This window comes from Streptomyces sp. NPDC047085 (genome assembly GCF_040643735.1).
In the GTDB taxonomy this organism is placed as follows: domain Bacteria; phylum Actinomycetota; class Actinomycetes; order Streptomycetales; family Streptomycetaceae; genus Streptomyces.
Genome location: NZ_JBEYUW010000010.1, coordinates 65,427 through 87,727, shown reverse-complemented (window position 1 = coordinate 87,727; position 22,301 = coordinate 65,427). Strand labels below are relative to the sequence as shown.

The window sequence follows — 22,301 nt, the reverse complement described above, 5'->3', positions numbered from 1 at the left end:
ACTGTGAGACACACGGCAACGGCCGATGGTTGTGCGGTGAACGGCAGGTGAACGCCCCGTACGACGTCGCAGGCCCGGCACCGCGATCGGTGCCGGGCCCGGTGGAGCTGAGCGCCTCAGGTGGCCGGTTGCTCCCGCCGGCGCGTTCGCGTCTACCAACTCGGCCTGTTGCGGATCTTGACCGCCTGGCGGTCACACTCCGATGAAGCTCACTGTTTCCGTCAGGTCCGCCCGCCCGGTACGCAGCCGCGGCGTGCCTGCCTTCGCGTATCCCACCGCAACACCGCAGAAGAGTACGAGCCCGTCATCGGCTCCGACTGTCCGGCTGACGGTCTTGCGATACATCGTCCACATCACCTGGGGGCAGCTGTGCAGCCCCTCCGCCCTGAGCAGCAGCATGACCGTCTGCAGGTACATCCCCGCGTCCCCCCACTGTCCGGGCCCCATCGCCCGGTCGAGGTAGCAGAACAGGACGACCGGCGCCCCGAACGCCTCCGAGTTCAAGGCAGCGATCTTCTTGGGCCTGTCGGGGTCGTCGCGCTCGATGCCCAGCGCCTTGTAACGCTGGGCGGCCGCGGCGGAAAAGCGGTCCAGATACGGCGAGGTCAGCTCGGCCGGGTACATCGGATACTCCCGCTCGTCACCCGGGTCGCCCGCCAGGGCCCGGGCTGTTGCCCGCCGCTTCAGTTCGGCCAAGGGCTCGCCGGTGACGACATACACATGCCACGGCTGGAGGTTCCCGCTCGACGGAGCCCGCGTCGCCGCGGTCAGCACTCGTTCGAGGATCTCCTTGGACACCGGCTCATCGCTGAACGCCCGTACAGCCCGGCGACTGTCCACGGCTTCGTACACATCCACGCCCTATCGTCCTCTCATCACTCAACGACTCAGGCGGAACAAGGGTGGCCGATCGAGGACTTCGACGTACATGATCCGGCCATCCACGACGTCCAGGCACAGCATGCCTCGTGAGGACAAGAGCGGCACGCACCGGTGGCCGGGACCGTACGGCTGGCCCTGCGGATGCGGTGTGGTCTGGAAGCTCTGGCAGAACTCGTCGCCGCAGCGGCACTCTTCGACCAGGCGAAGGTCCCAGGCGCAGCTGGCCAGTTCACGTTCTCCTTCGTCCTCCAGGAGAGTGATCAGCTCTGCGACGAGATCCGGGAAGACATCGCGGACGAGGGGATGGTCCTGCTCCATGAACGGAGGGTAGCTGGAGCCGTGAGCCGGCACACCAGAGATTGTTCGCGGGACAATCCATTGCTCCGAGGCCCGGGACGCCGCGTCCGGGTGTTTTCCTGCGCGAATGGGCGGTATCTCCGCCCGCCGTCGCTAGGGTCGTCGCACCGGCCACCGTCATGCCATCCCAGTAACCGGGACGGTTGGCCGTCGGTCTTGAGGAGCTCGTGTGCACTACTACGACCTCGGCAGCCACGGCCGGTGCGTGACGACTTCGTCCGCCGAGGCGCAGACGTGGTTCGACCGCGGGCTGAACTGGACGTACGCCTTCAATCACGAGGAGGCCGTCCGCTGCTTCGAGGCCGCCGCCGCGGCGGATCCCGACTGCGCCATGGCGGACTGGGGCCTGGCCTACGCACTCGGCCCCAACTACAACAAGCCCTGGGAGTCCTTCGACGAGCAGGACCTGGGGCGGACCGTGGAACGTGCGCACGCCGCCGTACAGCGCGCGCTCGCGAAGGCCGCCCGCGCCACCCCCATCGAGCAGGCGCTCATCGATGCGTTGCAGGCCCGCTATCCGCGGGCCCAGGCTCCGGACGCCGAGGACTGTTCCGTGTGGAACGCCGCCTACGCCGACAGCATGCACGCGGTCCACCGGCTGGCGCCCGACGACCTCGACGTGGCCACCCTGTACGCCGATGCCCTGATGAACCTCACGCCTTGGCAGCTGTGGGACATCCGCACCGGCAGGCCGGCCCCGGGCGCGCGCACCACCGAGGCGAAGGCGGTGCTCGAGCGGGCGATGGCGACGGAGGCGGGTGCACGGCACCCGGGCCTGCTTCACATGTACATCCACCTGATGGAGATGTCCCCGACCCCCGAGGCCGCCCTGTCGGTGGGTGACCGGCTGCGCGGTCTGGTGCCGGACGCGGGGCATCTCCAGCACATGCCGTCCCATCTGGAAGTGCTGTGCGGCGACTACCGCCGTGTGATCGACGACAACACGGCCGCGATCGCAGCCGACGAGAAGTTCCACGCCAGGGCCGGGGCGATGAACTTCTACACCCTGTACCGGTGTCACAACCTCCACTTCAAGATCTACGGCGCGATGTTCCTCGGTCGCTTCCAGGACGCGATCGACACGGCGGGCCGGCTCGAAGCGGCCGTGCCCGAGGAACTGTTGCGCGTGGACAGCCCACCCATGGCGGACTGGCTGGAGGGCTTCCTCGCGATGCGGGTGCACGTGCTCATCCGCTTCGGCCGCTGGAACGACATCCTGAGCCTTCCGATGCCCGCCGACGCACAGCTGTACTGCGTGACCACGGCCATGCTGCGCTACGCGCGCGGGGTCGCGCTCTCCGCCACGGGCAGAATCGCCGAGGCCGACACGGAACGTGAGCTCTTCCGCGAGGCCGCCGCCCGGGTCCCGGAGACACGGATGCTGTTCAACAACACCTGTACGGACATCCTGGCGATCGCCGCGCAGATGCTGGACGGAGAGCTGGAGTACCGCAGGGGGAAGTACGAAACGGCGTTCGCGGCGCTGCGCCGGTCGATCGAACTGGACGACGGCCTTCCCTACGACGAGCCGTGGGGGTGGATGCAGCCCACCCGGCACGCATACGGCGCGCTGCTTCTCGAACAGGGCCTGGTCGCGGAAGCCGAGGCCGTCTACCGCGCCGACCTGGGACTCGACGACACGCTGCCGCGGCCACTGCAGCACCCGGGCAACGTCTGGTCCCTGCACGGCCTCCACGAATGCCTCGTGCGGCTCGGCAAGGAGGGGGAGGCGCGGATCGTGGCCCAGCAGCTGAAGTTCGCCGCGGCGACGGCGGACGTGCCGATCGAGGCGTCCTGCTTCTGCCGTCTGGAAACCGCCGCGGGTTCCGCCGCCGGGAACGGCTGCTGCACGGGTGAGCAGTGAGCGGGCCGCAGCCGGCAGTGTGTGACCGGGTGATGTTGGCCGATAGGAGGTCACACGGCCAACTTCTTTGTGCCATCTGCCAGTACGGCGGCCGGACAAGATCGGGAGAGACTTCGTGCCGCGACCGCGCCCCGGCGACCCTCTGCATCCGGAGGGCCGGCGCGGTCACGTACTGGACGAGGCACAGAAGGGGGCGGCACGTGAGTGTGCAGCAGTACGACGAGATCGGCGAGGCATTCGAGGGGTTCAAGTCCCTGCCGCTGACGCGTTACGGGGAGGTTCCGAGCTTCCTGGGCATGGTCGGGGACGTGAGCGGCAAGTCGATTCTGGACCTGGCGTGCGGCACCGGTTTCTACAGCAGGGAGTTCAAGCGGCGGGGCGCCGCGGACGTGCTCGGTGTCGACATCTCCGTCGAGATGGTTGCCGCCGCGCGGGAGAGCGAGCAGCGTGACCCGCTGGGGGTGCGGTACGAGGTCGGTGACGTGGCCGAACTGCGGCCTCTCGACCGGCGCTTCGACATCGCGGTGGGAGTGCAGTGCCTCAACTACGCCGAGGACATCGCGGACATGGAGCGGATGTGCCGCAACATCCACCGGAGCCTGGTGCCGGGCGGAGAGTTCTTCGTGCTCGCCCAGAAGCCCGACTACGGGTTCGACTGTCCGTCCCTGGACACGTACGGGTTCCGCTGTGAGCCGACCGGCGAGGAAGCCGACACGGGTCCGCGGGTGCGGGTCACGGCTCTCCTCGCCCTGCAGCCGATCAGCATCGTCACCACAGCCCCGCGCCGCGAGGTCTACGAGAAGTGCCTGCGGGCGGCCGGGTTCAGTGCGGTGGAGTGGGTTCCGCTGCAGGTGTCCGAAGCCGGCGTCCGTGAGTTCGGCGCGGACTTCTGGGCGGACCTCCTCGCGCACCCACCGCTGGAGATGCTGCGCTGCCGTGCCTGACCGGACGGCGCTCGCGGTACGCGGATTCGTTCCAGCAAGGGGCGAGCGCACGGGCTGTCATTGCGCTGACCGGGGCTGAGCAGCACGGCCAGGGGGCGGCCGCGACCGTCGCAGGCCAGATGGATCTTGGTGGTCAGTCCCCCGCGAGACCGACCGAGGGCGTGATCGTCCCGTTCTTCCTGCTGTGGCTGAGCGGCCGTTCGGCCCGTGGCGGCGGCGTGCTGGTGCGCGCGGACAATGGTGGAGTCGATCTGTACCAGCCAGTCGATGTTCCCGGCCGCATCCGCCCGGGTCTGGAGCTGCTGTAGGACGCGGGTGAACACGCCTCGTAGGGCGTACCGCCGGAAGCGTGTGTAGACGGTCTTCCAGGGACCGTAGCGTTCGGGTAGATCCCGCCAGGCGATCCCCTACAGATCTTGAACACCATGCCGTTGAGGATCCGCCGGTCGTCTACTCGAGGACGGCCGGCTCCAGCCCGGGGTATCAGCGGCGTGAGTAATTCCCACTCCTGGTCGGTGAGTTCATGTCGATGCACGGCCCATGATCCAATAGGAGCGACCCAGGCAACCCGCGAACGCTAGGTCTGGGCGCGCGGAGGGGGAGATCGCCATGAATGTTATTGCGGGGGCTGTGGGCTCGCAGATTCTCAGTGCAGGGGTGGCCGCCGTGCTCACCGGGATCGGCACCCTGGTGCGCTGGTTCGTGGTCAAGCGGCTGCCCGCACGTCGCACGTGGCGCTACCTGAACGCAGGCGAACTCTCCATCGTTCTGGACACTTCCTACGTCGACACCGGCCGCTACCAGCGACCCGTAGCCGGTCTGGGACAGGTCCGGGCGCTGTCCGTGCTCGTCCCCTCTCTCACCCACGCCTACCGGGACCTCGATTTGGAGAAGGTCCGCCTGTCGGCGCACTTGCCGGGCAGCGAGATGGAGCACGACCTGCTCGTATTGGGCGGACCGAAGAACAACGAGGTAGCCCGCCGCATCCTGGATGCCATGACGGAGGCGTTGCCGTTCCGGCTGGGCGCAGGAGCGATCACCTGGGAGGGGACGGCCTACACAGGCGATGCCGCGGACGGCGAGGTGGTACGTGACTGCGGCTACATCGTCCGAGCTGCGAACCCCCTCAACCCGAAGACTCGCGTCGTGCTGATCGGCGGTTGGTCAACCTATGGCACCGTGGCCGCAGCCCGCTGGTTGGCCGAGAACGGCGCCAGTCGTTCCCTGACCGCCGACGTCGCCGTGCTTGTAGAAGCCTCGGTTCTTCGAGATGGCCACGTGTCCACACCTCGCGTCCTGCGCCAGGCAAGCCTCAACAGGTGAACCGCGCCACCGTTTGAAGACGGGCCCTAGGGTCCGTCCGGCGGATCATGTGACCGTCGCGGCTTCGGGTCGTTGGCATGAGCATGGGGCGGGGAGACTTAACGCATGACGAGTGGGCCCGGCTGAAGCCGCATCTGCCGACGTCCGGGAAGCGGGGAGGCCGTTGGGCCGGTCACCGCAGGATCATCGTACTGGGGTGCCATGGCGGGATCTACCTGCGCGTTTCGGTCCTTGGAAGACGGTGTACGAACGGCACAGACGTTGGTCGGCGGACGGCACCTGGGAGGGGGTCTTCGCGGCCGTCCTGGCCGACGCCGACGCGGAAGGCCGGATCGACTGGTCGATGGTGAGCGTCGATTCGACCTCCTGCCGGGCCCATCAGCACGCCGCCGGCGCTCATAGGAAACCGCCACGAGTGCCGGGAAAAGACGCACGCCCCGGCAGCACCGCCCCGACGAGGGACTCGGACGCTCCCGGGGCGGCCTGACCTGCAAGATCCACCTCGCCGGTGAGGGTGGACGCCGCCCCCTGGCCCTGCTGATCACTCCGGGCCAATGGGGCGACGCTCCGCAGCTCATCCCGGTCATGGAACGCATCCGTGTCGGCCGCCCCGGTGGCGGACACCCGCGCACGCGGCCCGACCATCTCGGCGGCGACAAGGCGTACTCCTCCCGCCGCAATCGCCGCTACCTGCGACGACGCCAGATCAAGCACACCATCCCCGAACCAAAGAACCAGCGGGCCAACCGCCAACGCCGCGGCAGCAAGGGCGGCCGGCCCGCAGGCTTCGACAAGACGATCTACAAGCGAAGGAACGAAGTCGAGCGGACAATCAACGCACTGAAGAACTCCCGGGCCGTGGCCACGAGATTCGACAAGCGCGGCTACATCTTCCACGGCACCGTCACCGTCGCCTCAATCCGACTCTGACTCCGGCCGTGATCTCCGCCGGATCTAGCCGCCGGTCGTGCCGTCGAGCATCTCGCGCAGGATGTCCAGGTGACCGTTGTGGCGGGCCGTCTCCTCGGTGAGGTGGAGGAGGATCCAGCGCAGGTCGACGTGGAGGCCGTTGCGGACGGCTCGCTGCGCATGCTTGTCCAGGCCGTTCCCCGCGACCAGTTCACGGTAGCGGGCGCTCTGTTCAGCGTATTCGTCAAGCAACTGCGTGAGCGGGAAGTCGACGGCGATACGCATCTCGCGGTCGGGGTCCTCCTCGGTCCAGGGGCCCCGGTCTTCCTCGCCGAGGAAGACCACTTGGAACCAGTAGTACTCGACCCAGCGGAGGTGGTTGATCACTCCACTCATGGTCATAAGCGGTGAGCCCGGCAGGAGCGCCTTGCGTGCGTTCTCCGCAGAGACGCCATCGCACTTGGCGCGGGCGGTGTCACGTGCGTAGTCGAGAAACGTGGTGAGCTGGGTGCGCTCGTCCCACGCGCGAGGGGTGTCGTCGATTCTGGTCATCGCGCGAAGCGTCCCCGATCACCGCGACCGATGTCGAGGTATTTATCGACGGACCCAACCTGCTCCACCCAGCCCCTTGTCCAGCAGGTCGCTACAGCGATTCAGCGCCGACGGGCCGGCCCGGCATGATCCGTCGGACAGGCCCTAGTCGTCCTCGCGCAGCCTGCGCCAGATCCGGGTGCGGTGGAGCACGTAGAGGGAGACGAACAGGACGAGCACCTGCAAGCCGACGGCGAGCAGCCAGAACTCGTCCCGGCTCTCCAGCTTGTCCGTCAGGAACGTGAAGTTCATGCCGAAGAACCCGGTCAGGAACGACAGCGGCAGAAAGATCACCGAAACGATGGCCAGCCGGTTGATCACGCCGTTCTGTTCGCCGGCGACGAGCGAGGAGTAGCTGGCGAACGCCCGGCGCGTGGCCTCCTGGAGGGATTCGATGTCCGCGAGCACGAGTCTTCCGCTGGTCTGGAACTCCCGGGCGAGCCGTTGCCGCTCCTCCGGGAAGGTGGGACTCATCATCCGCCGGGTGAGGACCTCGTCGGTCACTTCCAGGAAAGGCCTCAGGAAGTGGTGCAGGCGGGCGGAGCTGCGTCGTAGCTGCGCCAGACGGTAGACCTGCTCGGGGCGCCGTCCCTCGAACATGCTGTCCTCCACCTCCTCGGTCTCCAGCAGGGCCTGCACGGCGGCCCGGCGGAAGGTGCCCAGAGCTTCTCCGAGCAGAAGGAACAGCACGGCCACGGTGTCGGGGGGCCGCTCGTGCAACACCGCATCGGCGAGGGTCTTCGCCAGTCCGGCCTGGCCCCGGTGTGCGGTGGCCAGGAAACGCTCGGTCACCACTACGTGAAGGTGGGCGATCTCCTCCTCGTGGACGACGGGCACGACCAGAGCGGCCCTGTCCCCCAGGTACTCGGCCCGAGGGGGCTCATCCGCTCTGCCGAACCAGTCCAGGCCGTCGGCGTCCAGGCCCAGCTGATCGGCGACCGAGGGCGCTCCCGCCGGCCCCTCCGCGGGCCCCTCCGCCGGCAGTTCGACGTCGACGATCACGAAGCGGTCATTGGCCAGCCGGTCACGTGCCTCCGCCACATCCGTTCGGGTGATGGCCACCTCCGGCATCGACACCACCGTTACGATCATCGCCCTCGCCATTCGTCCCGAAGCCCGCGGATCCAGCGTCCGCGCGCTTCGGCGTCCCCGCATGCGCAGGCACTCGTGTGCGGCGCGGGGCGGCCCGAACGGATGACGGATGACGGATGACGCGACAGGACTCACACGGGTTCGGGCTGCGGTTCCGGTTGCCGCACGGGTACGGTCGTGGGTTCCCACCGTTGGGTGGTCCGTACGTAGCCGTAGACCACCGAACCCATGGCCAGAATCAGCAGTGGTCCGAACACCCACGGATGTTCGGCCATGTGAATCGGCAGAAAGCGGTAGGCCATCAGGAGCGCGGCGAAGACCGCTGTGCCGTAGGTGACCAGCTGAATTCGTGACCGGTCCCAGCCCCGTTCGTTCGAGCGCAGCGCCGCCTCGATCGTGAGCGAGAACACCACGCCGGCAACGAGATCCACGCCGTAGTGGTAGCCGAATCCCAGCGTGGCGGTGAGCGTGGCGACAAGCCAGAACGTGCCCGCGTATCGCAGCAGCCGTGGGCCCGTGCGGGAATGAACGAAAATCGTGGTGGCCCACGCTGTGTGCAGGCTGGGCATGCAGTTGCGGGGGGTGAGCCCGTCGTAGAGCACCGGGTGCGGGGTGGTGACAGGCGGCGGCGTGTCGGGCCACAGGTTGGCCACCGCCCACTGCACGCCGCCGGTGCCGGAGGCGCCGGGGCCGTAGGCGAAGACCGGTCCGACCACGGGGAAGAGCATGTAGACGGCCGGCCCGAGGAGGCCGATCACCAAAAAGGTGCGCACCAGATGATGGCTCGGGAAGCGGCCCTCGGCCGCCACGTTGCGCAGCTGGTACAGCGCGACGACGACCGCGGCCACCGCGAGCTGGCCGTAGACGACCTCGAGACCGACTGCGCCGATCGAACCGGTGGCTTTGACCATTCGGCCCACCAGCCACGACGGGTTGCCCAGCGCGTGATCGGCCATGGCCACATACGGGTCGAGCGCCATGGGGCGGGCCTTCGACGTGATGACGAGCCAGGTGTCGCCCGTCTTGCGGCCGGCCACCAGCAGCAGGGCCAGCCCGACACCCTTCAGCAGCAGGACACGGTCCGGGCCGGTGCGGCGCGTGACGGCGATGACCCCGTATCCCAACACCACCCACAACGCGCCGTTACCGAAGGGGTGTCCGTCGGTCATGCTGGCGCCGACCGCCCACCGCACCAGCAGGATGACGGCGTCGATGCCGATCGCGATACCGAAGGCGACAAATCGCTGCCGCCAGGTCAATACCACCATCATCAACGCCATTCCGGCGTACAACAGAAAACCCGACTTAGGAGGGAAAATCACCTCCCGCACCTGATTGGTCATCGGCCCCGAAAGACCGTATCGGCGCGCGGCGATCTCCATCGCGATGAGGAATCCCAGGACCACCACACCCGCCGCGGTCCACAGCACCGCCCGCGGCTGACGCCACGCGGCGAACACGATTCTGTAGTTGATTCGCGAAAACACCCGCGATGCTCTAGATATCAATTGTCAGGCCGATTTGTCAGATGTTGATGGAACAGGTCACTCCTCATCCCGGACTGCACTGCTTTCCGGTGAAAGGCCGGAACTGAGGGCGCCCGTCGTGAGTCCGATCATGCTATCGGAGGGGCGCAAGTGAATTTCTTCGGCCACGGATCGCACGAAGACCGACCGATCTCGACCTGACAGTCCGACAGTCCAACGGCCCGACAGCATGCGAACCGCCGTCAAAGCCTCGGACGCTCGACGGTGCTGTCGTTTCAGGCAAGGGGGATGTCGTGCCCGGGGCCCCGCTCGCTCTCGGGGCGGGGGCCGAAGTAGCGGCGGTCCGCTTCGTCGATGGGCACGTCGTTGATACTGGCCTCGCGGCGGCGCATCAGGCCGTTGTCGGCGAACTCCCACAGCTCGTTGCCGTAGGAGCGGAACCACCGGCCTTCCGTGTTGTGCCACTCGTACTGGAAGCGGACAGCCATGCGGTTTCCGCGGAAGCCCCACAGGCTCTTGCGCAGGACGTAGTCGAGCTCGCGTTCCCACTTGGCGGTGAGGAACTCGATGATCTTGTCGCGGCCGGTCAGGAAGACGTCGCGGTTGCGCCAGGCGGAGTCCTCGGTATAGGCGAGGGCGACGCGATGCGGGTCGCGGGTGTTCCAGGCGTCTTCGGCGGCCTGCACCTTGGCCAGGGCGCTGTCGAGGTCGAACGGAGGGAAGGGCGGGCGGGCATCGGTCATGGCGGGGCGCTCCTTCGCTGTGTGGCGGGGTGGTCGGTCAGCGGTCAGGGGTCAGCGGCGGGTTGTCGGGGCGGCCTTGCCGGTCGCGGTGGCGGGCCGGCCGGGGGCGAAACCGGCCATGCGAGCAGCACCCCTTCACCTACCGACACCCACCGAGTCTGACGCTTACCTGCGCCAGTAACCGTTAGAAATACGATCACATGCGCCGCAGCCCGTGTCAACGGATGGGCCCAGCTGTAACCATTAGAAGCGCTGTAGCCTCGGCAACATGGACACGAACGCACCCCTCCTGGGCGAGCCGCTCCCCGTGGAGCTGATGAACACCATCTGGGCCGACCGGGACGGCGTGCACGACGCTCTGCGCGACACCGAATGCACCCGGGCCTGGCTGCACGCCGTCTCTCCCCGAATGGACCTGATGACCCCGGGCGACCTCGACGCGCTCACCACGTCCGACCTCGACCGCCTCGGCGCCCGGCTGATCGGCCTGCGTGACGCACTGCGCCGCCTCGCCGCGGAGGCCACCGAGGACCCGCGCCCGGCAGCCGCGTCCGAGACCCGCGAGCTCGAGGCAGCCGTGACCGTGCTCAACCAGGCCGCCAGTGACACTCCGCACTGGTCGGCGCTCTCCTGGACGCCCGGCCAGGCACCCACACGCCACGCTCGTACCAGCGGGCAGACGGCATCCGCCGCCGTCTCCGCCATCGCCGAGGAATCCATCACGCTCTTCAGCCAGGACACCCGGCACCAGCTGCGGTCCTGCCTGGCACCGGGATGCGTCCTGTACTTCATCAAGAACCACCCCCGCAGGGAGTGGTGCTCCGCGGGCTGCGGCAACCGCGCCCGCTCCGCCCGCCACTACCAGCGCCACCGCCGCATCACGGCCTGACAGTCACACAGGCCGCCCCACCGCGCCGACCGGGACGAGCACCGACGCACAGGCCCTGCAGCGACACCCCGTGTCCTGCTGGTGCACCACCCTCACCCACCGCCGGCCGGTACCTGGATTGTCGGGATAGAGCCGCGCCCCGGCGACGTCGGTCGGCCCAGGCGGTGCCCGCCTCGCTGCGAGCTCGCTCATAGAGACGGTCGGCGCCGCCTCGGCGAGCAGGGAGTAGGTGGGTTCACGCGCCGGTTTCCAGGATGCGCTTGAGGGTCGTGAGCTCGGTGTCGACCAGGGCGACCTGATCGTCGAAGAAGGCGTCGGTGAAGGCCGGCGGCTGGAAGAAAGTGATCATGAATTCGGTACCGGTGCCGTTGGCGACGACCCGGGCGGGTACGTGCCACGACGCCTGGTCCTCGACGTAGTCGTGGTCGAGGGTGCCGAGTTCGGCGTTGCCGCGGATACGGAGTCGGGCCGAGCCGCGCGGGGTGGTCATCAGCCACCAGTCCGGCTCGTCGGAGGGCTCGATCGCCTTGACGTTGACGATCGCCCAGGCTGGCCAGTTGGCCGCGTCGGCGAGAAAGGCGAAGACGTCGGCGACGGGACGCTCGATGGTGACGGTCTTCGTGACCGAGCGCGCGGTGGGGGCGGGGGTGGTACTCACAGTGGCGCCTTTCAAGAGGTGGCCGGTGTGGGGGTTACGGGTGGGCTTCGCCCACCAGGCGGCGGATCCACTCCTCCAGCTGGTGCCGCTGGACCGGGTCGAGGCCGGCGAAGAAGTGGGCGTCGTTCCGATCAGCGATCTCGGCCAGTCGCGGAACCAGATCGCGGCCGGTGTCGGTGAGCGCCAGCCGCAGAGTGCGGCGGGAGGCAGGATCCGGTTCGCGGGTCATCAGCCCCTTGGCGGCCAGACGGTCGACCAGGCGGGAGACCGCGCCGGCATCGATGTCCAGATACCGGGCCACCTCCCGGGTGGTGACGGCATCGCCACGGTGCACGGTGATGAGAACCGCCCACTGGGAGACGGTCACCCCGTGCTCGGCGAGCTCTCGTTCGAACCGGCCGTGGACTTCGTCGGAGAGCCGACGGAGCCAGTAGCCGAGATGATCACGCAAACCGCTGATGGAAGCTGTCACTCCTCCACATTGAATGACGCGACAACTGTTGTCAAGGCAACACAAGGGTGCGTATGCAAGTGGGCTCCAACTCCAACTACTACGCGGAACAGTCATCTGGATGCGGTTTCCATCCAGGGCCGCGGTAGCGGCGCCCCGGCTGGCAGGCAAGGCGCCGCGACCGCGCACGTCAGGCCGACGCAGTGGCTGCTGGGCCGAGGTGCCGGGCGAAGAAGCGGACCGCGCTGTCGGCCTCGAACCTGGGCAGTTCCTTGTGCTTGCCTGCGTTGGCGTGCAGGGTCTCCTCCTTCGAGGCGAAGGCGTCGAACAGCGCCAGAGCGGACTCGCGCGGGATGTGCTCGTCGTCCCACTGCATGTCGAACTCGATCGGGACGGTGCTCTGCGTAGATGAGCCAGGACCCCATCGCTCACGGGGTAGGGACGTTCACGGGGCAGGAGTTGCCGTGCGGCGTCCAGGTCTCGGTCTCGTGCATGCGCGTGGATCGTGTGGGCGAGCGATGTGACGTCGGTGATGGAGACGGTCCACTCATCGGCGTAGAGGCGCGCGGCTTCGCCGACGAGGCCGAGCTGGAGCGACCGGTGGGCAAGCGCCTGAAGGTGCAGGTCGCGTTCGGGGTCCCATTGCCCACTCGAAGCCGTCACGGGAGATCTCGACGGCGAGGACGGTCTCCTGTCCTTCTTTGGTGCCCCACCCGCAGCGGTTTCCGGTGTACCCCGTGCGCACTGTCCGGCCCGTTTCGAAAAGAGTTCGGTTTCTCGCGACGGACGCCGCATGCCCCCTCGTAGAGCAGTCGAAGGCACCACCTGTACCGCTACGCACCGCCAACCCTGGTCCGACTCGCGAACCCACGAGGTATCTGTGGCTCTCCTCTCGACACTCCGTCTTCACCGCCACCCGCGGTCGCAGGGGCGTCTCGCCGTCGGGTTGCTGGCACTCATCGCCGGAACCCTGCCGAGTGTGCCGGCCGACGCCGCCACCCCGTCCTCCGGATCGGTCAGCGACACTGCGCCCACGACCACGTGGAGCGCCGGTCCCTTCGCCGTCCCGAACGTCTCCGGCACTACCGGGACGGTGAGCTGCGGGAATGCGCAACCCTGCGACGACTACGCCCTGAAGGTGTCGGTGCCCGTGGGCTACGACACCGGACACAGCCTGCGCGTCGACGTCAAGTGGCCGGACTCCGCCGCCGACTTCGACCTGTACGTCCTCGACGCGGACGGCCGCGAGGTGGCCGCCTCCGCGTCCTCCAGCGACCCGGAGACCGTGCTGCTTCCGGCGGTGACGGCGTCGTACACCGTGCGCGTGGTGCCGTACGCCCCGCTCGGCGACAGCTTCACCGGCACCGCGAGCCTGGTCACCAACCCGGCCGATCCGCCGCCGAGTACGGCGACCCCTCCGACGTACACGAACTCCTCGGCGCCCGACGGCATCAAGGACGCGCACAACGCCGGCGAACCCTCGATCGGCATCGACCGCGCGACCGGTGCTGCGATGTTCCAGGCGTACACCTCGACGCTCAAGGTCACCTACGACGGCGCCGGCGCCGCCACCTGGCAGGACAAGAGCGCCAACGCGGCCAACGGCTGTCCCCAGGGCAGCACCACTAGCCTCGACCCGATCCTGTTCACCGACCCGGCGACCCACCGCACCTTCGAGTCGCAGCTCGCCGGCAAGACCGCCCTGACCTGCTACACCGACGACGACGGCGAGACGTGGACGCCGACAGGCGGCTCGGGCATCAACTCCGGGGTGGACCATCAGACCATCGGTGGCGGCCCCTTCACCACGGGCGGGCCGGGCGCCGTCACGTCGTACCCGAACGCCGTCTACTACTGCTCCCAGGACATTGCCGACGCTAACTGCGCGGTCAGCCGGGACGGCGGTCTGACGTACGGGCCCGCCGTTCCTATGTATTCGCTGCTGGACTGTGGCGGCCTGCACGGACATGTGAAGGTCGCACCGGACGGCACGGTGTACGTGCCCAACAAGGGCTGCGGCGGCAACCAGGCCGTGGCCGTCTCCGAGGACAACGGGCTGACGTGGACCGTCCGCAAGAACCCGTCCAGCACCCCCGGTGACTCCGACCCGAGCGTCGGAATCGGCGCCGGCGGGACTGTGTACATGGGCTACCAGAACAGCGACGGCACCGCGCGGATCGCCGTCAGCCACGACAAGGGCAGGACGTGGCTGTACGACCAGAACGTCGGCGCGTCCCTCGGCATCAAGAACATCGTCTTCCCGGCCGTGACGGCGGGCGACGACAACCGCGCCGCCTTCGCCTTCCTGGGCACCACAACCGGGGGCAACTACCAGGACACGGCCAACTTCAAGGGCGTCTGGCACCTGTACGTGGCCACCACCTACGACGGCGGCCAGTCCTGGGTCACTGTCGACGCCACCCCCACCGACCCGGTACAGAAGGGGTCCATCTGCACGGGCGGCACCACCTGCGGCCAGGACCGCAACCTCCTGGACTTCATCGACGTCACCCTCGACGCCCAGGGCCGCGTGCTCGTCGCCTACGCCGACGGCTGCACCGGCACCTGCGCCACCGGTGGCGCGCAGAACTACGACGCGCTGGCCTCCATCGCCCGCCAGTCCTCCGGCAACACGCTGTATGGCGCGTACGACGCCGTGGTCGCCGGCAAGCACAAGAAGTCCAAGGGGGCCGCTAGGTGAAGCCGTTCGCCCCGACTGCCGTGCTGGTCGGCGCCGTCCTCGGTCTGGCGGCCGTCACCGGATGCTCGCCCGCAACCCGGAACGCCGGGCCCTTGCGTGCGACGCCGTACACGGCCGCCTCCGCGCCGGGCGGCTGCCCCACCGCCGCCTCACTGCCGCTTCCCAAGGACTTCCCGGCGGATCTGCCGGTGCCCGAGGGCGCGGTCGTGACCTCGGTGGAGCACCGCACCGGTGGCCGGCTGATCGTCGCCGCGGTCGTACGGAGCGGCTTCGACGCCACCCTGGCCTTTCTGCAGAAGCAGCTCCCCAAGGCCGGATACGCCCTGAAGGACGGTGAGGTCGAGAACGACGACGCCGAGTCGAACTTCTCCTCCACGACCGTCCGGGGCCGCTGGACCCTGCGGAAGATGCCCGACTGCCAGGGAGGGGTTTACCTGACGTACCTGACGTCTGCGGTCTCCTGAACTCGGCCCGGCCGGGGCCTCTTCCCCGGCCGGTGGAACCGCGAGTGGCCACCTTTCGTGGCGAGCGGCACCGCGTACGACTCGGCCTGAGGGTGGCCCCTCGGAATGGAAGACCGCTGGTGAACAGGTGCACCGAGAGCCCGACTGGCCGCCCTGTCAAAGGACGGTGAGACGGCAACCCCGGACCAACGATCAGATGACCCATGTCATCCTGTCCCGCTGCCACACCGCCGGGAAATGGCCTTCCCCGGCCGCCGGCAGGCCTATCTCCGGGGCGTACGCCTGGTAGACAGTGCCCGTGGAGTCCGTGTGCAGGGCTCGAATCCGGTATTTGGGTTCTGCCACGGGGACCAGGGTGGGCACACTGTTCCGTACGCGCCATCGAATTACCGCGGTGCGAGGTCGCCGAGCCTGCGACAGCAGATGAGGGTGGCGGCGATGCCGACGAAGGCGAGGAATTGCTCGGCCTTGCGTTCGTAGCGGCGGTGGAATCGACGGCAGCCGGCGAACCAAGACACGGTCCGCTCGACGACCCACCGGTGGCGGCCGAGCCGATGCGATGGCTCCAGGCCCTTGCGGGCGATGCCGTGGAGGACACCACGCTGGCGGAGCCACCGACGGAGGTGGTCGTGGAGTATGCCCGCCACGTCGGCCACGCGGACCTCCTCCGCGAAGCCATCGACGGCGCCACTGGCGAATAGCGCGACCTCACCGCCGGAGCCGCGCCTGGCCACCCGTCGCTGGAGGTGTCCCGTACCGGGGTGCCGTCGGTCTCCGGCGTAGCCCTGGACGGCCCCGGAAAGTCGCGGCGAGCATCCACTGATGGATCGGGACAACTTTTCGGACGCGACGCCGGCCCCGGACGTGTCGGCCTTCCTCCGTGCCAGGCTTCAGGACGACTGGAACCATGCCCGTGATGCCATGCTGGGCAGCGGGGAGTGGAGGGCTGAACGGACGGTCGTCGTCCTGGACAACGGTGCCGAGATCGCGGATGTTTTCCTTGGCCCGGCGGATCACATTGCGCGGTTCGACCCCGGGCGAGTGGTCGCTGAGGTTGAAGCCCAGCGGGCGATCGTCGACGCCTACGAAGGCGCACTGGGGACGGAAGGGCCATCGGCGTACCGCGAGGGACTTCGTACCGCTCTCCGCCTGCTTGCGTCGGTTTATGCCAACCACGCCGACTACCGCGAAGAGTGGCGTAACTGACGAACGGTGCTTCTCTGTGGGCTGACTGGTGAGTGCGAGGAACCGACCAGCAGCGGCGTCATTGCGCGGGCGCGTTCACATCCGCCAGGCCTCGCTGCCTCTCGACAACTGCGCTGCGCAGCATGCCGCTCAGCCGCCAGACGACCGCGACGGTCAACGCGGCGGCTCCGATGTGCAGGCCACCGCTGAGCGTCACTTGTCGCAGCGCTTGTCGGGCCTTTTCCGCTGTTGCGGCGCCTTTCAGTGGCGAGTAGTCGAGCGTGGCCCACCTGCCTGCGGCGAGTACGGTGAGCCACCACGCGGTAAGCAGGGCGTTGCCGCGACGTCGCTGCGCCGCCGGCTGGGCCGCAGCCCACAGGTCGTTGACGAACATCTTCGGAATGAACAGTTGCGCCAACGGAACCAGCCAGCCGAAAAGCACCCAGGCACGGTGTCGGCGCTGTCCCTGGGGCCATACGTTGTCCGCAAGCGACCGCATGCTGTCGAGCCAGAGGATGAACAGCAGCATGGTTGCGAGGAACGTCGCCTGCAACCACCCGGTCAGGTTCCCGAACCACATGTCGGCCCTGGCCAGCTCCCCGCCGTCGTCCAACCGTTTCAGCGGTAGTGCCAGCAGCACCCGATACTTGCGCCAGCCCGCCACCTCGGTGGCCACCGTCATCACCATGAAACAGGCGAGCATGCCGCACGTCCATCGGGCGAGCCCGGCCGGCAACGCCTTCTTTCCCTTCATGCCGCACCTCCGGCAGGCCCGCCTGTACGGACTTTCCGCAGGTCGCAGCGGATCCTAGCCAGAGAGACGGGCGGAAGTCACGACCCCGCATGCAGCCAGTTCCACGCACCCGCGGTGGAGCCGTCGCGCAGAGGCCCCGCCGCCCAAGTTGTCTCGGGACGAAGAGGAAGAGGCCGTGGCTTCACTTCCCGTAGTCCGCCGGCACACGGAATACCGGTCCTCGATTACCCAGCAGTCCGGGTACGCCTTGCCACAGGGCTGCCCCGTTCGCCTGCTCCCAGTCGGCGGTGGCCCGGGACCGCGCCCAATGGCTCATGGCCACCGGCACCAGCATGACGGGGGGCATCACCTCATGAAACATCAAACCGATCACCATCATCCAGCAGGCTGCCGCGCCGACGAATCCTGCCGCGCGCCGGAGGAACTGTCGCCGCGCCGGGTCCTCGTCGGCGTGCGGTGCGTCGAGGCTGTCCATCTGCGCGGCATGCTCGTACCTACGGCGAAGCCGGGCGGGAAGACGGAAACCGAACAGCAGCAGCACCAGACACACCAGGATGACCGCAACTGTTCCCACAAGCAGGGTCTCCAACCGGTGAGCCGTACCGATCACAGCCAGCAGCAATCCTTCGGACAGCACCGCGCCCACGCCCATCATCAGCGCGAACGTCTGCTCGAAGTACACCACCCGTACCAGCCCGGGTCCGGCGCCCCCAGTCATCGTCCCAGCCCTCCCCTGCCCGAACACCCGCACGGACTGGGAAGATCCAACGCCGTGCGGAACACCGGGTCAACAGGCCGCGGGTCAGAACCTCGCCAAGACTGCTTGCTCAGCCCCGGGCACGGCTCTCGGAAGGCCTCTGACATTCCAAGGCCCACATCAGTTCGACAGCGGCAGCCGGAACGGACCCGGAGGCACGCCCATGCTAGTGCCGTGACCGGATAGGTTCACCGAGGTCTCGTGGTCTGCGGGTACGTGAGGCACCACCGCTCCCCCGGTTCCGACTGGTCGCAGGGCTGAACGACCTCGTTTGCGTGGTTGTAATCAACTTGCTGCCCGCCCGGTCGAGCGGGCAGGGTCTGGATCATGCTTGAACTACGCACCTTGGAAGCAGACGACTGGCCCCTTTGGCGGGAGTTGCGACTGGCCGCGCTTGCTGACGCGCCCTACGCGTTCGGATCGACGCTGGCCCAGTGGCAGGGCTCCGGCGACCGAGAGGAACGCTGGCGTGCCCGTCTGTCGATTCCTGGCGCGCACGATCTCATCGCGCTCCTCGACGGCCTCCCAGTGGGCATGGCCAGCGGAGTGCCGGGCGAGGGAGCAGAGAACGTGGAGCTGATCTCGATGTGGGTCAATCCCACGGCTCGAGGCAAGGGCGTGGGTGACTACCTGATCCAGGCGGTCGAGCGGTGGGCGGCGGAGCGCGGTGCCACGACGCTGCGGTTGTCCGTCATGCCGGACAACCGCAAGGCGACCGCGCTCTATGAGCGGCACGGTTTCGCGGACACGGGTGAGCCCGGCGATCTTCTGCCCGATGGCGTGGGCAGGGAGCGGGTCATGGCGAAGAGCCTGGCCGCCGTCTGATCTCCACATCCGGGCGCGGCGGGATCCCTCACTTGATCAGGCTGCGGCGGCGAGGGGGCGTCCGACCAGCGAATGCCCTTCTCGCTGCGGACGCGAGCGCGTGCCCGGCGTTGTGCGGCGAGTATGTCGGGGTGGCGGGCGTTGGCCTTGCGCCAGCGCAGGTAGGCGTGCAGCGCCCGGGTCTGCACCGTGTGATTCGGATGGTTGGAGTTGGCCAGGGTGAACTGCCGCAGCGGGCCGAAGTGCGCCTCGGTCGGGTTGACCCAGGAAGCGTAGGTCGGGGTGAAGCACAGCTCGACCTTGTTCTTCTTCGCCCAGCGGCGGATGTCCGCGCCGGTGTGGGCGGAGAGGTTGTCCAAAATGATGTAGATCGGGGCGCCGTCGGGCCGGGCGGCGCGGATCGACTTCAGCGCGGCCGGCGTGTTGCGGTGTCCTTGCGGCGGTGGTTGACGCCCCACAGCCGGTCGTCGCCGACGGAGTAGCAGCCGTGGAAGTAGGTCACGCCGTGCGTGCGGCGGTAGGTCGCCGGCAGACGGTCGGGCTTGCCCTGCCTCGCCCAGCAGGAGCCTGTGGTCGGCCTGATCCCCAGGGGCCCGAACTCGTCGAAGGCGAAGACCCGGTCCGGGAAGTGCTCCAGCACGTGATCGATGCGGTCGAGCTTGGCGTCGCGCTCGGGGTCGGGCCACTCCTTCCATGTCTTGGTGCGCTGGAAGGTGACGCCGCAGCGCAACAGCAGGCACCGTAAGGCTTCACGGCCGATACGGATGACGCGTCCGTGCACGCGGCGCAGGTAGGCGGCGAGTTTGCGGACCGACCAGCGGGTGAAGGGCTGGCCGAGCTTGGTGGGGCGGGTGGTGGCCGTCTGGACGACGAAGTCCTCGTCGTCAGGGCTGAGCATGCGGGGACGGCCTCCCGCCCATCGAGGGTCCAGACAGGCCAGGCCGATCTCGTTGAACCGGTGGATCACGTCCCGCACCGTGTCCTCGTCGGCCTGGACCAGCTGGGCAATCACCGGAACACGGTTCCCGCCGGCCGACGCGAGCAGCATCATCGCCCGCCGATAGCGCACCGAGCTTGTACTTCCCCGGCGCACGATCTGCTGCAGCTTCTGCCCCTCCTGATCGGTCAGTCGGCGCACCTTCACAGGCTCAGCCACCACACCTCCAGCGGTCGGGACGGACGTCATCGCCCATCCAACCGTTCCAACCGCCAACCCGGCGAACCTTCCCGGTCAGAGCGCTAGGCGTAGCGAATGCCCTCGCGTCGGTCTTCAAGCTCGTAGAGTCCGCCAACAGCGGTGGCGAGCCGTGAATGCACCTCACCTCCTCGCCCTGCTTCGGGCCCAAGCCCGCCTCGAACACGGCATCATGGTGCAACGCCCGAGCCAGGAGACAGCATGAGCGACACCGATCCCCTCAGCGACGACGAGCTCGACGCGATGGAAAGGCGCTCCACGCTGGCCAGTCCAGGGCCCTGGCAGTCCTTCGTCGAAGGCAGGGACCACCTGGGCGGCGACAACTTCATCCGGATCGGAGGACTCGACGACGGCGAGCCCGACATGTACGTCTCCCGAGCCACTGACCGAGGGCTTGCCCCCGCCGGCAACCACGACCTGGACTTCATCGCGCACGCCCGGCAGGACATCGCACGTCTCCTCGCAGAGGTCAGACGCCTCCGCAGCTCACAGACCCGCTAGGACCATGTCCTACGTGGTGGGGCGGACGTTGGTACGTTCATGGGGGCGGGGTACGTGGAGTTGGATAGTTCCGGACGGCCTGTGGGAGATCGCGAAGCCGCTGTCCGTCACAGAAGTACCGGCGGGCCCGTAGCCGGACTATGACCTGGCGAGATCCCAACAGCCTTTCATCCAGGCCGACCTCGCACATCGATCCGGGAAGCAGCACAGCCTCGGCCGCCGATCCTCATCAACACAAGCTGGTACCGAAAGCAGTCTGAATCGGGTCGGTCGCCAACTGCCAGCCGCTCGGCTGCGACTGGCGGCCATCCTCCTGCAACATGTGGATCCGCACCGGGAGATGGACAACAGAGTCCGCCTGCTATGGTGCGCCGATGTCATCGATCAAGCAGTTCCAAGTGACCTTCGACTGCGCAGAACCTGAGCGCGTCGCTCGCTTTTGGTGCGAGGTGTTGGGGTACGTCGCACCGCCGCCACCGGAGGGGTTTGCCACGTGGGGCGATTTCGATCGCTCGCTGCCACCAGAGCAGCGGGGGGCGTGGTTCGCCTGCAGTGATCCCTCAGGCGTGGGCCCGCGGCTGTACTTCCAGCGCGTCCCCGAAGGCAAGGTTGTCAAGAATCGGGTGCATCTTGACGTGCGGGTCGGCACCGGGCTCGTGGGGGAAGAGCGCCTCGCCACGCTCCAAGCCGAGTGTGCACGACTGGTCGCGCTCGGCGCGACATGCGTGCAAGTGCTGCTTGCCGATGAGGACAATGAGTCGTGCATCGTGATGCAGGACATCGAGGGCAACGAGTTCTGTCTCGACTGAGCATCCTGAGAGACGGAGAGGTGGAAGCCGTCCCTCTTGGGGCTCTTTTGCGTGTGGTCCCGTATGGGCCGGGAGTTGTCCCGTGAGGGCGAGGTTGCGACGCCGGGCGATGCCGAGCATCGCGGCGTGAATGCCGTCGCCCTCAGGCAGCAGCCGCGAAGCGTCTTCCAGGTCCCCGGCACTCATCTTCACGGTTCGTGAACGGGGGTGCCCTGGTGGTAGAGGAACCTCCACTCGCCGGCACCGTTCTGCCAGATGGTTGCCCGGCGTGTTCTCCGCCCGTTGAGGACCAAGGTGTACGTCAGGAGATACAGGTCGGTGGCCAACTCTCGGCACTGGAATTCGGACGTCTCCCACTCTTCGACCGGTGGCTCCCTGTAGCACTCCTCAAGGACGTCCAGCACGTGGACACGGCTATAGCGTCGCCCCGACGCGCCTGTCTCCCAAAAGTCCGGCGCTGTCATGGCTTCGAAGTCGGCCACCCACGTTAAGAAACAGGCACATAGCCGCCGTCCGCGACGACCGTGGTCCGGTCGACGGCGGCCTTCGCACCCGTCAGTTCCCACGCTGTGCGCTCGTTGCGGTTGCCTGGGAGCGGCCGGCCAAGGCAACGGTGAATCAGGTGTCGGCGTCGACGACGTGGTGGTTGGTCCAGTACCGGTGGTTCTTCGAGTGCTCGGCAACTGTGTGAACCCGCGTGGGGGCCAGAGTGCCGTCGACGGTCAGCACAGGGTCCTTTGGGAACCGCTTGCGGGGCTGGAGCGCGAGAGACGGCCCGAGGTGGTCGATGTTGCGGTCAGGGGTCGACTTGGACACCCCGAAAAGCGGGGCGAGCTGGCGCAGCGGCGGGCTGTCCGCACGTGCTCGGGCGCGCTTCCTTGCCGCAGGGGATGCGGGCAGCCCGGATTCGGCAATATGCC

22 protein-coding genes and 8 pseudogenes are annotated in these 22,301 nt (G+C 67.9%); 12 read left to right on the top strand and 18 right to left on the bottom strand.

The window, feature by feature from the left end; translation table 11 throughout:
• Positions 1–192 precede the first annotated feature (192 nt).
• Together ABZ865_RS29150 and ABZ865_RS29145 are read right to left on the bottom strand one after the other, a co-directional pair.
• Entirely contained in the window at positions 193–858 is a 666-nt protein-coding gene (locus tag ABZ865_RS29150; RefSeq protein WP_361236636.1) for a nitroreductase, read from the bottom strand.
• Between the two features lie 21 nt (positions 859–879).
• Positions 880–1,200, bottom strand: a complete 321-nt coding sequence (locus ABZ865_RS29145) for a hypothetical protein (RefSeq protein WP_361236633.1) — start codon at positions 1,198–1,200, stop codon at positions 880–882.
• 208 nt (positions 1,201–1,408) lie between these two features.
• Here ABZ865_RS29145 and ABZ865_RS29140 point away from each other — a divergent pair, with 208 nt between their 5' ends.
• Both ABZ865_RS29140 and ABZ865_RS29135 read left to right on the top strand, forming a co-directional pair.
• Positions 1,409–3,103: a hypothetical protein gene (locus ABZ865_RS29140; protein WP_361236630.1), complete on the top strand. Its 1,695-nt coding sequence runs from the start codon at positions 1,409–1,411 to the stop codon at positions 3,101–3,103.
• Positions 3,104–3,303: 200 nt separating this feature from the next.
• Positions 3,304–4,047, top strand: a complete 744-nt coding sequence (locus ABZ865_RS29135; protein ID WP_361236627.1) for a class I SAM-dependent methyltransferase — start codon at positions 3,304–3,306, stop codon at positions 4,045–4,047.
• 68 nt (positions 4,048–4,115) lie between these two features.
• On the opposite strand, the pseudogene ABZ865_RS29130 reads toward ABZ865_RS29135, so the two are convergent.
• Positions 4,116–4,582 (bottom strand): annotated as a pseudogene (locus ABZ865_RS29130) (IS5 family transposase); the annotation flags it as partial.
• A 74-nt stretch (positions 4,583–4,656) separates the two neighbouring features.
• Here ABZ865_RS29130 and ABZ865_RS29125 point away from each other — a divergent pair.
• Entirely contained in the window at positions 4,657–5,370 is a 714-nt protein-coding gene (locus ABZ865_RS29125) for a hypothetical protein (RefSeq protein ID WP_361236625.1), read from the top strand.
• An 83-nt stretch (positions 5,371–5,453) separates the two neighbouring features.
• Positions 5,454–6,300: pseudogene (locus tag ABZ865_RS29120) on the top strand (IS5 family transposase).
• Positions 6,301–6,324: 24 nt separating this feature from the next.
• Here the strand turns inward: ABZ865_RS29120 and ABZ865_RS29115 are convergent.
• The 4 genes from ABZ865_RS29115 to ABZ865_RS29100 all read right to left on the bottom strand — a co-directional run bounded on the left by ABZ865_RS29115 (position 6,325) and on the right by ABZ865_RS29100 (position 10,192).
• Positions 6,325–6,831 carry a DinB family protein gene (locus ABZ865_RS29115; protein WP_361236622.1) on the bottom strand — a complete coding sequence of 169 codons (507 nt, stop codon included), beginning with the start codon at positions 6,829–6,831 and terminating at the stop codon, positions 6,325–6,327.
• A 144-nt stretch (positions 6,832–6,975) separates the two neighbouring features.
• On the bottom strand, positions 6,976–7,962 hold the full coding sequence (locus tag ABZ865_RS29110; protein ID WP_361236619.1) for a CorA family divalent cation transporter: 987 nt from the start codon (positions 7,960–7,962) through the stop codon (positions 6,976–6,978).
• A gap of 131 nt (positions 7,963–8,093) precedes the next feature.
• A complete protein-coding gene (locus ABZ865_RS29105) occupies positions 8,094–9,470 on the bottom strand; it encodes a phosphatase PAP2 family protein (protein WP_361236616.1) in 1,377 nt (458 codons plus the stop codon).
• A gap of 254 nt (positions 9,471–9,724) precedes the next feature.
• On the bottom strand, positions 9,725–10,192 hold the full coding sequence (locus tag ABZ865_RS29100) for a nuclear transport factor 2 family protein (RefSeq protein ID WP_361236613.1): 468 nt from the start codon (positions 10,190–10,192) through the stop codon (positions 9,725–9,727).
• Positions 10,193–10,460: 268 nt separating this feature from the next.
• Between ABZ865_RS29100 and ABZ865_RS29095 the strand changes: the two genes are divergently transcribed.
• On the top strand, positions 10,461–11,081 hold the full coding sequence (locus ABZ865_RS29095; protein WP_361236610.1) for an ABATE domain-containing protein: 621 nt from the start codon (positions 10,461–10,463) through the stop codon (positions 11,079–11,081).
• A gap of 235 nt (positions 11,082–11,316) precedes the next feature.
• Here ABZ865_RS29095 and ABZ865_RS29090 read toward each other — a convergent pair whose 3' ends face one another.
• The 4 genes and pseudogenes from ABZ865_RS29090 to ABZ865_RS29075 all read right to left on the bottom strand — a co-directional run.
• Positions 11,317–11,739, bottom strand: a complete 423-nt coding sequence (locus tag ABZ865_RS29090) for a hypothetical protein (protein WP_361236607.1) — start codon at positions 11,737–11,739, stop codon at positions 11,317–11,319.
• 34 nt (positions 11,740–11,773) lie between these two features.
• Positions 11,774–12,211, bottom strand: coding sequence for a MarR family transcriptional regulator (locus tag ABZ865_RS29085; protein ID WP_361237286.1), 438 nt, complete (start codon positions 12,209–12,211; stop codon positions 11,774–11,776).
• A 169-nt stretch (positions 12,212–12,380) separates the two neighbouring features.
• Positions 12,381–12,587 (bottom strand): annotated as a pseudogene (locus tag ABZ865_RS29080) (alpha/beta hydrolase); the annotation flags it as partial.
• Between the two features lie 5 nt (positions 12,588–12,592).
• Positions 12,593–12,911, bottom strand: a pseudogene (locus tag ABZ865_RS29075) (DUF4291 family protein); the annotation flags it as partial.
• Between the two features lie 258 nt (positions 12,912–13,169).
• Between ABZ865_RS29075 and ABZ865_RS29070 the strand changes: the two are divergent.
• Complete coding sequence (locus ABZ865_RS29070) at positions 13,170–14,891, top strand: sialidase family protein (RefSeq protein WP_361236605.1); 1,722 nt, start codon at positions 13,170–13,172, stop codon at positions 14,889–14,891.
• Entirely contained in the window at positions 14,888–15,355 is a 468-nt protein-coding gene (locus tag ABZ865_RS29065) for a hypothetical protein (RefSeq protein WP_361236602.1), read from the top strand. Before ABZ865_RS29070 ends, ABZ865_RS29065 begins: the two co-directional genes overlap by 4 nt.
• A 192-nt stretch (positions 15,356–15,547) precedes the next feature.
• On the opposite strand, the gene ABZ865_RS29060 is transcribed toward ABZ865_RS29065, so the two are convergent.
• Both ABZ865_RS29060 and ABZ865_RS29055 read right to left on the bottom strand, forming a co-directional pair.
• Positions 15,548–15,700 (bottom strand): DUF4291 family protein, encoded by a 153-nt coding sequence (locus tag ABZ865_RS29060; RefSeq protein WP_361236599.1) that lies wholly within the window; start codon positions 15,698–15,700, stop codon positions 15,548–15,550.
• A gap of 41 nt (positions 15,701–15,741) precedes the next feature.
• A pseudogene (locus ABZ865_RS29055) lies at positions 15,742–15,981 on the bottom strand (transposase); the annotation flags it as partial.
• Between ABZ865_RS29055 and ABZ865_RS29050 the strand changes: the two are divergent.
• Both ABZ865_RS29050 and ABZ865_RS29045 read left to right on the top strand, forming a co-directional pair.
• Positions 15,973–16,056 (top strand): annotated as a pseudogene (locus tag ABZ865_RS29050) (DUF664 domain-containing protein); the annotation flags it as partial. The pseudogenes ABZ865_RS29055 and ABZ865_RS29050 overlap by 9 nt on opposite strands.
• Before the next feature lie 121 nt (positions 16,057–16,177).
• Complete coding sequence (locus ABZ865_RS29045) at positions 16,178–16,561, top strand: DUF6221 family protein (protein WP_361236596.1); 384 nt, start codon at positions 16,178–16,180, stop codon at positions 16,559–16,561.
• Between the two features lie 58 nt (positions 16,562–16,619).
• Here the strand turns inward: ABZ865_RS29045 and ABZ865_RS29040 are convergent, their stop codons facing one another.
• The gene (locus ABZ865_RS29040) at positions 16,620–17,294 is read right to left on the bottom strand and encodes a DUF4328 domain-containing protein (protein ID WP_361236593.1); all 675 of its coding nucleotides are present in this window, start codon (positions 17,292–17,294) and stop codon (positions 16,620–16,622) included.
• Between the two features lie 181 nt (positions 17,295–17,475).
• Positions 17,476–17,976, bottom strand: coding sequence for a hypothetical protein (locus ABZ865_RS29035; RefSeq protein WP_361236590.1), 501 nt, complete (start codon positions 17,974–17,976; stop codon positions 17,476–17,478).
• Positions 17,977–18,378: 402 nt separating this feature from the next.
• Between ABZ865_RS29035 and ABZ865_RS29030 the strand changes: the two genes are divergently transcribed.
• Entirely contained in the window at positions 18,379–18,876 is a 498-nt protein-coding gene (locus ABZ865_RS29030; RefSeq protein ID WP_361236587.1) for a GNAT family N-acetyltransferase, read from the top strand.
• Between the two features lie 36 nt (positions 18,877–18,912).
• Here the strand turns inward: ABZ865_RS29030 and ABZ865_RS29025 are convergent.
• Positions 18,913–20,032 (bottom strand): annotated as a pseudogene (locus ABZ865_RS29025) (IS630 family transposase).
• A 240-nt stretch (positions 20,033–20,272) separates the two neighbouring features.
• On the opposite strand from ABZ865_RS29025, the gene ABZ865_RS29020 reads away from it, so the two are divergent.
• Positions 20,273–20,572 carry a hypothetical protein gene (locus tag ABZ865_RS29020; protein ID WP_361236584.1) on the top strand — a complete coding sequence of 100 codons (300 nt, stop codon included), beginning with the start codon at positions 20,273–20,275 and terminating at the stop codon, positions 20,570–20,572.
• 374 nt (positions 20,573–20,946) lie between these two features.
• Entirely contained in the window at positions 20,947–21,381 is a 435-nt protein-coding gene (locus ABZ865_RS29015; protein WP_361236581.1) for a VOC family protein, read from the top strand.
• A 188-nt stretch (positions 21,382–21,569) separates the two neighbouring features.
• Here ABZ865_RS29015 and ABZ865_RS29010 read toward each other — a convergent pair whose 3' ends face one another.
• The gene (locus tag ABZ865_RS29010; protein ID WP_361236579.1) at positions 21,570–21,863 is read right to left on the bottom strand and encodes a DUF4440 domain-containing protein; all 294 of its coding nucleotides are present in this window, start codon (positions 21,861–21,863) and stop codon (positions 21,570–21,572) included.
• A gap of 20 nt (positions 21,864–21,883) precedes the next feature.
• Positions 21,884–22,224: pseudogene (locus ABZ865_RS29005) on the bottom strand (IS5/IS1182 family transposase); the annotation flags it as partial.
• Positions 22,225–22,301 lie beyond the last annotated feature (77 nt).

Coding starts and splice junctions, on each gene's coding strand:
- ABZ865_RS29145 (WP_361236633.1), bottom strand. CDS start 1,200: ATGGAGCAGGACCATCCCCTCGTCCGCGATGTCTTCCCGGATCTCGTC.
- ABZ865_RS29125 (WP_361236625.1), top strand. CDS start 4,657: ATGAATGTTATTGCGGGGGCTGTGGGCTCGCAGATTCTCAGTGCAGGG.
- ABZ865_RS29115 (WP_361236622.1), bottom strand. CDS start 6,831: ATGACCAGAATCGACGACACCCCTCGCGCGTGGGACGAGCGCACCCAG.
- ABZ865_RS29110 (WP_361236619.1), bottom strand. CDS start 7,962: ATGATCGTAACGGTGGTGTCGATGCCGGAGGTGGCCATCACCCGAACG.
- ABZ865_RS29100 (WP_361236613.1), bottom strand. CDS start 10,192: ATGACCGATGCCCGCCCGCCCTTCCCTCCGTTCGACCTCGACAGCGCC.
- ABZ865_RS29095 (WP_361236610.1), top strand. CDS start 10,461: ATGGACACGAACGCACCCCTCCTGGGCGAGCCGCTCCCCGTGGAGCTG.
- ABZ865_RS29045 (WP_361236596.1), top strand. CDS start 16,178: ATGGATCGGGACAACTTTTCGGACGCGACGCCGGCCCCGGACGTGTCG.
- ABZ865_RS29040 (WP_361236593.1), bottom strand. CDS start 17,294: ATGAAGGGAAAGAAGGCGTTGCCGGCCGGGCTCGCCCGATGGACGTGC.
- ABZ865_RS29030 (WP_361236587.1), top strand. CDS start 18,379: ATGCTTGAACTACGCACCTTGGAAGCAGACGACTGGCCCCTTTGGCGG.
- ABZ865_RS29020 (WP_361236584.1), top strand. CDS start 20,273: ATGAGCGACACCGATCCCCTCAGCGACGACGAGCTCGACGCGATGGAA.
- ABZ865_RS29015 (WP_361236581.1), top strand. CDS start 20,947: ATGTCATCGATCAAGCAGTTCCAAGTGACCTTCGACTGCGCAGAACCT.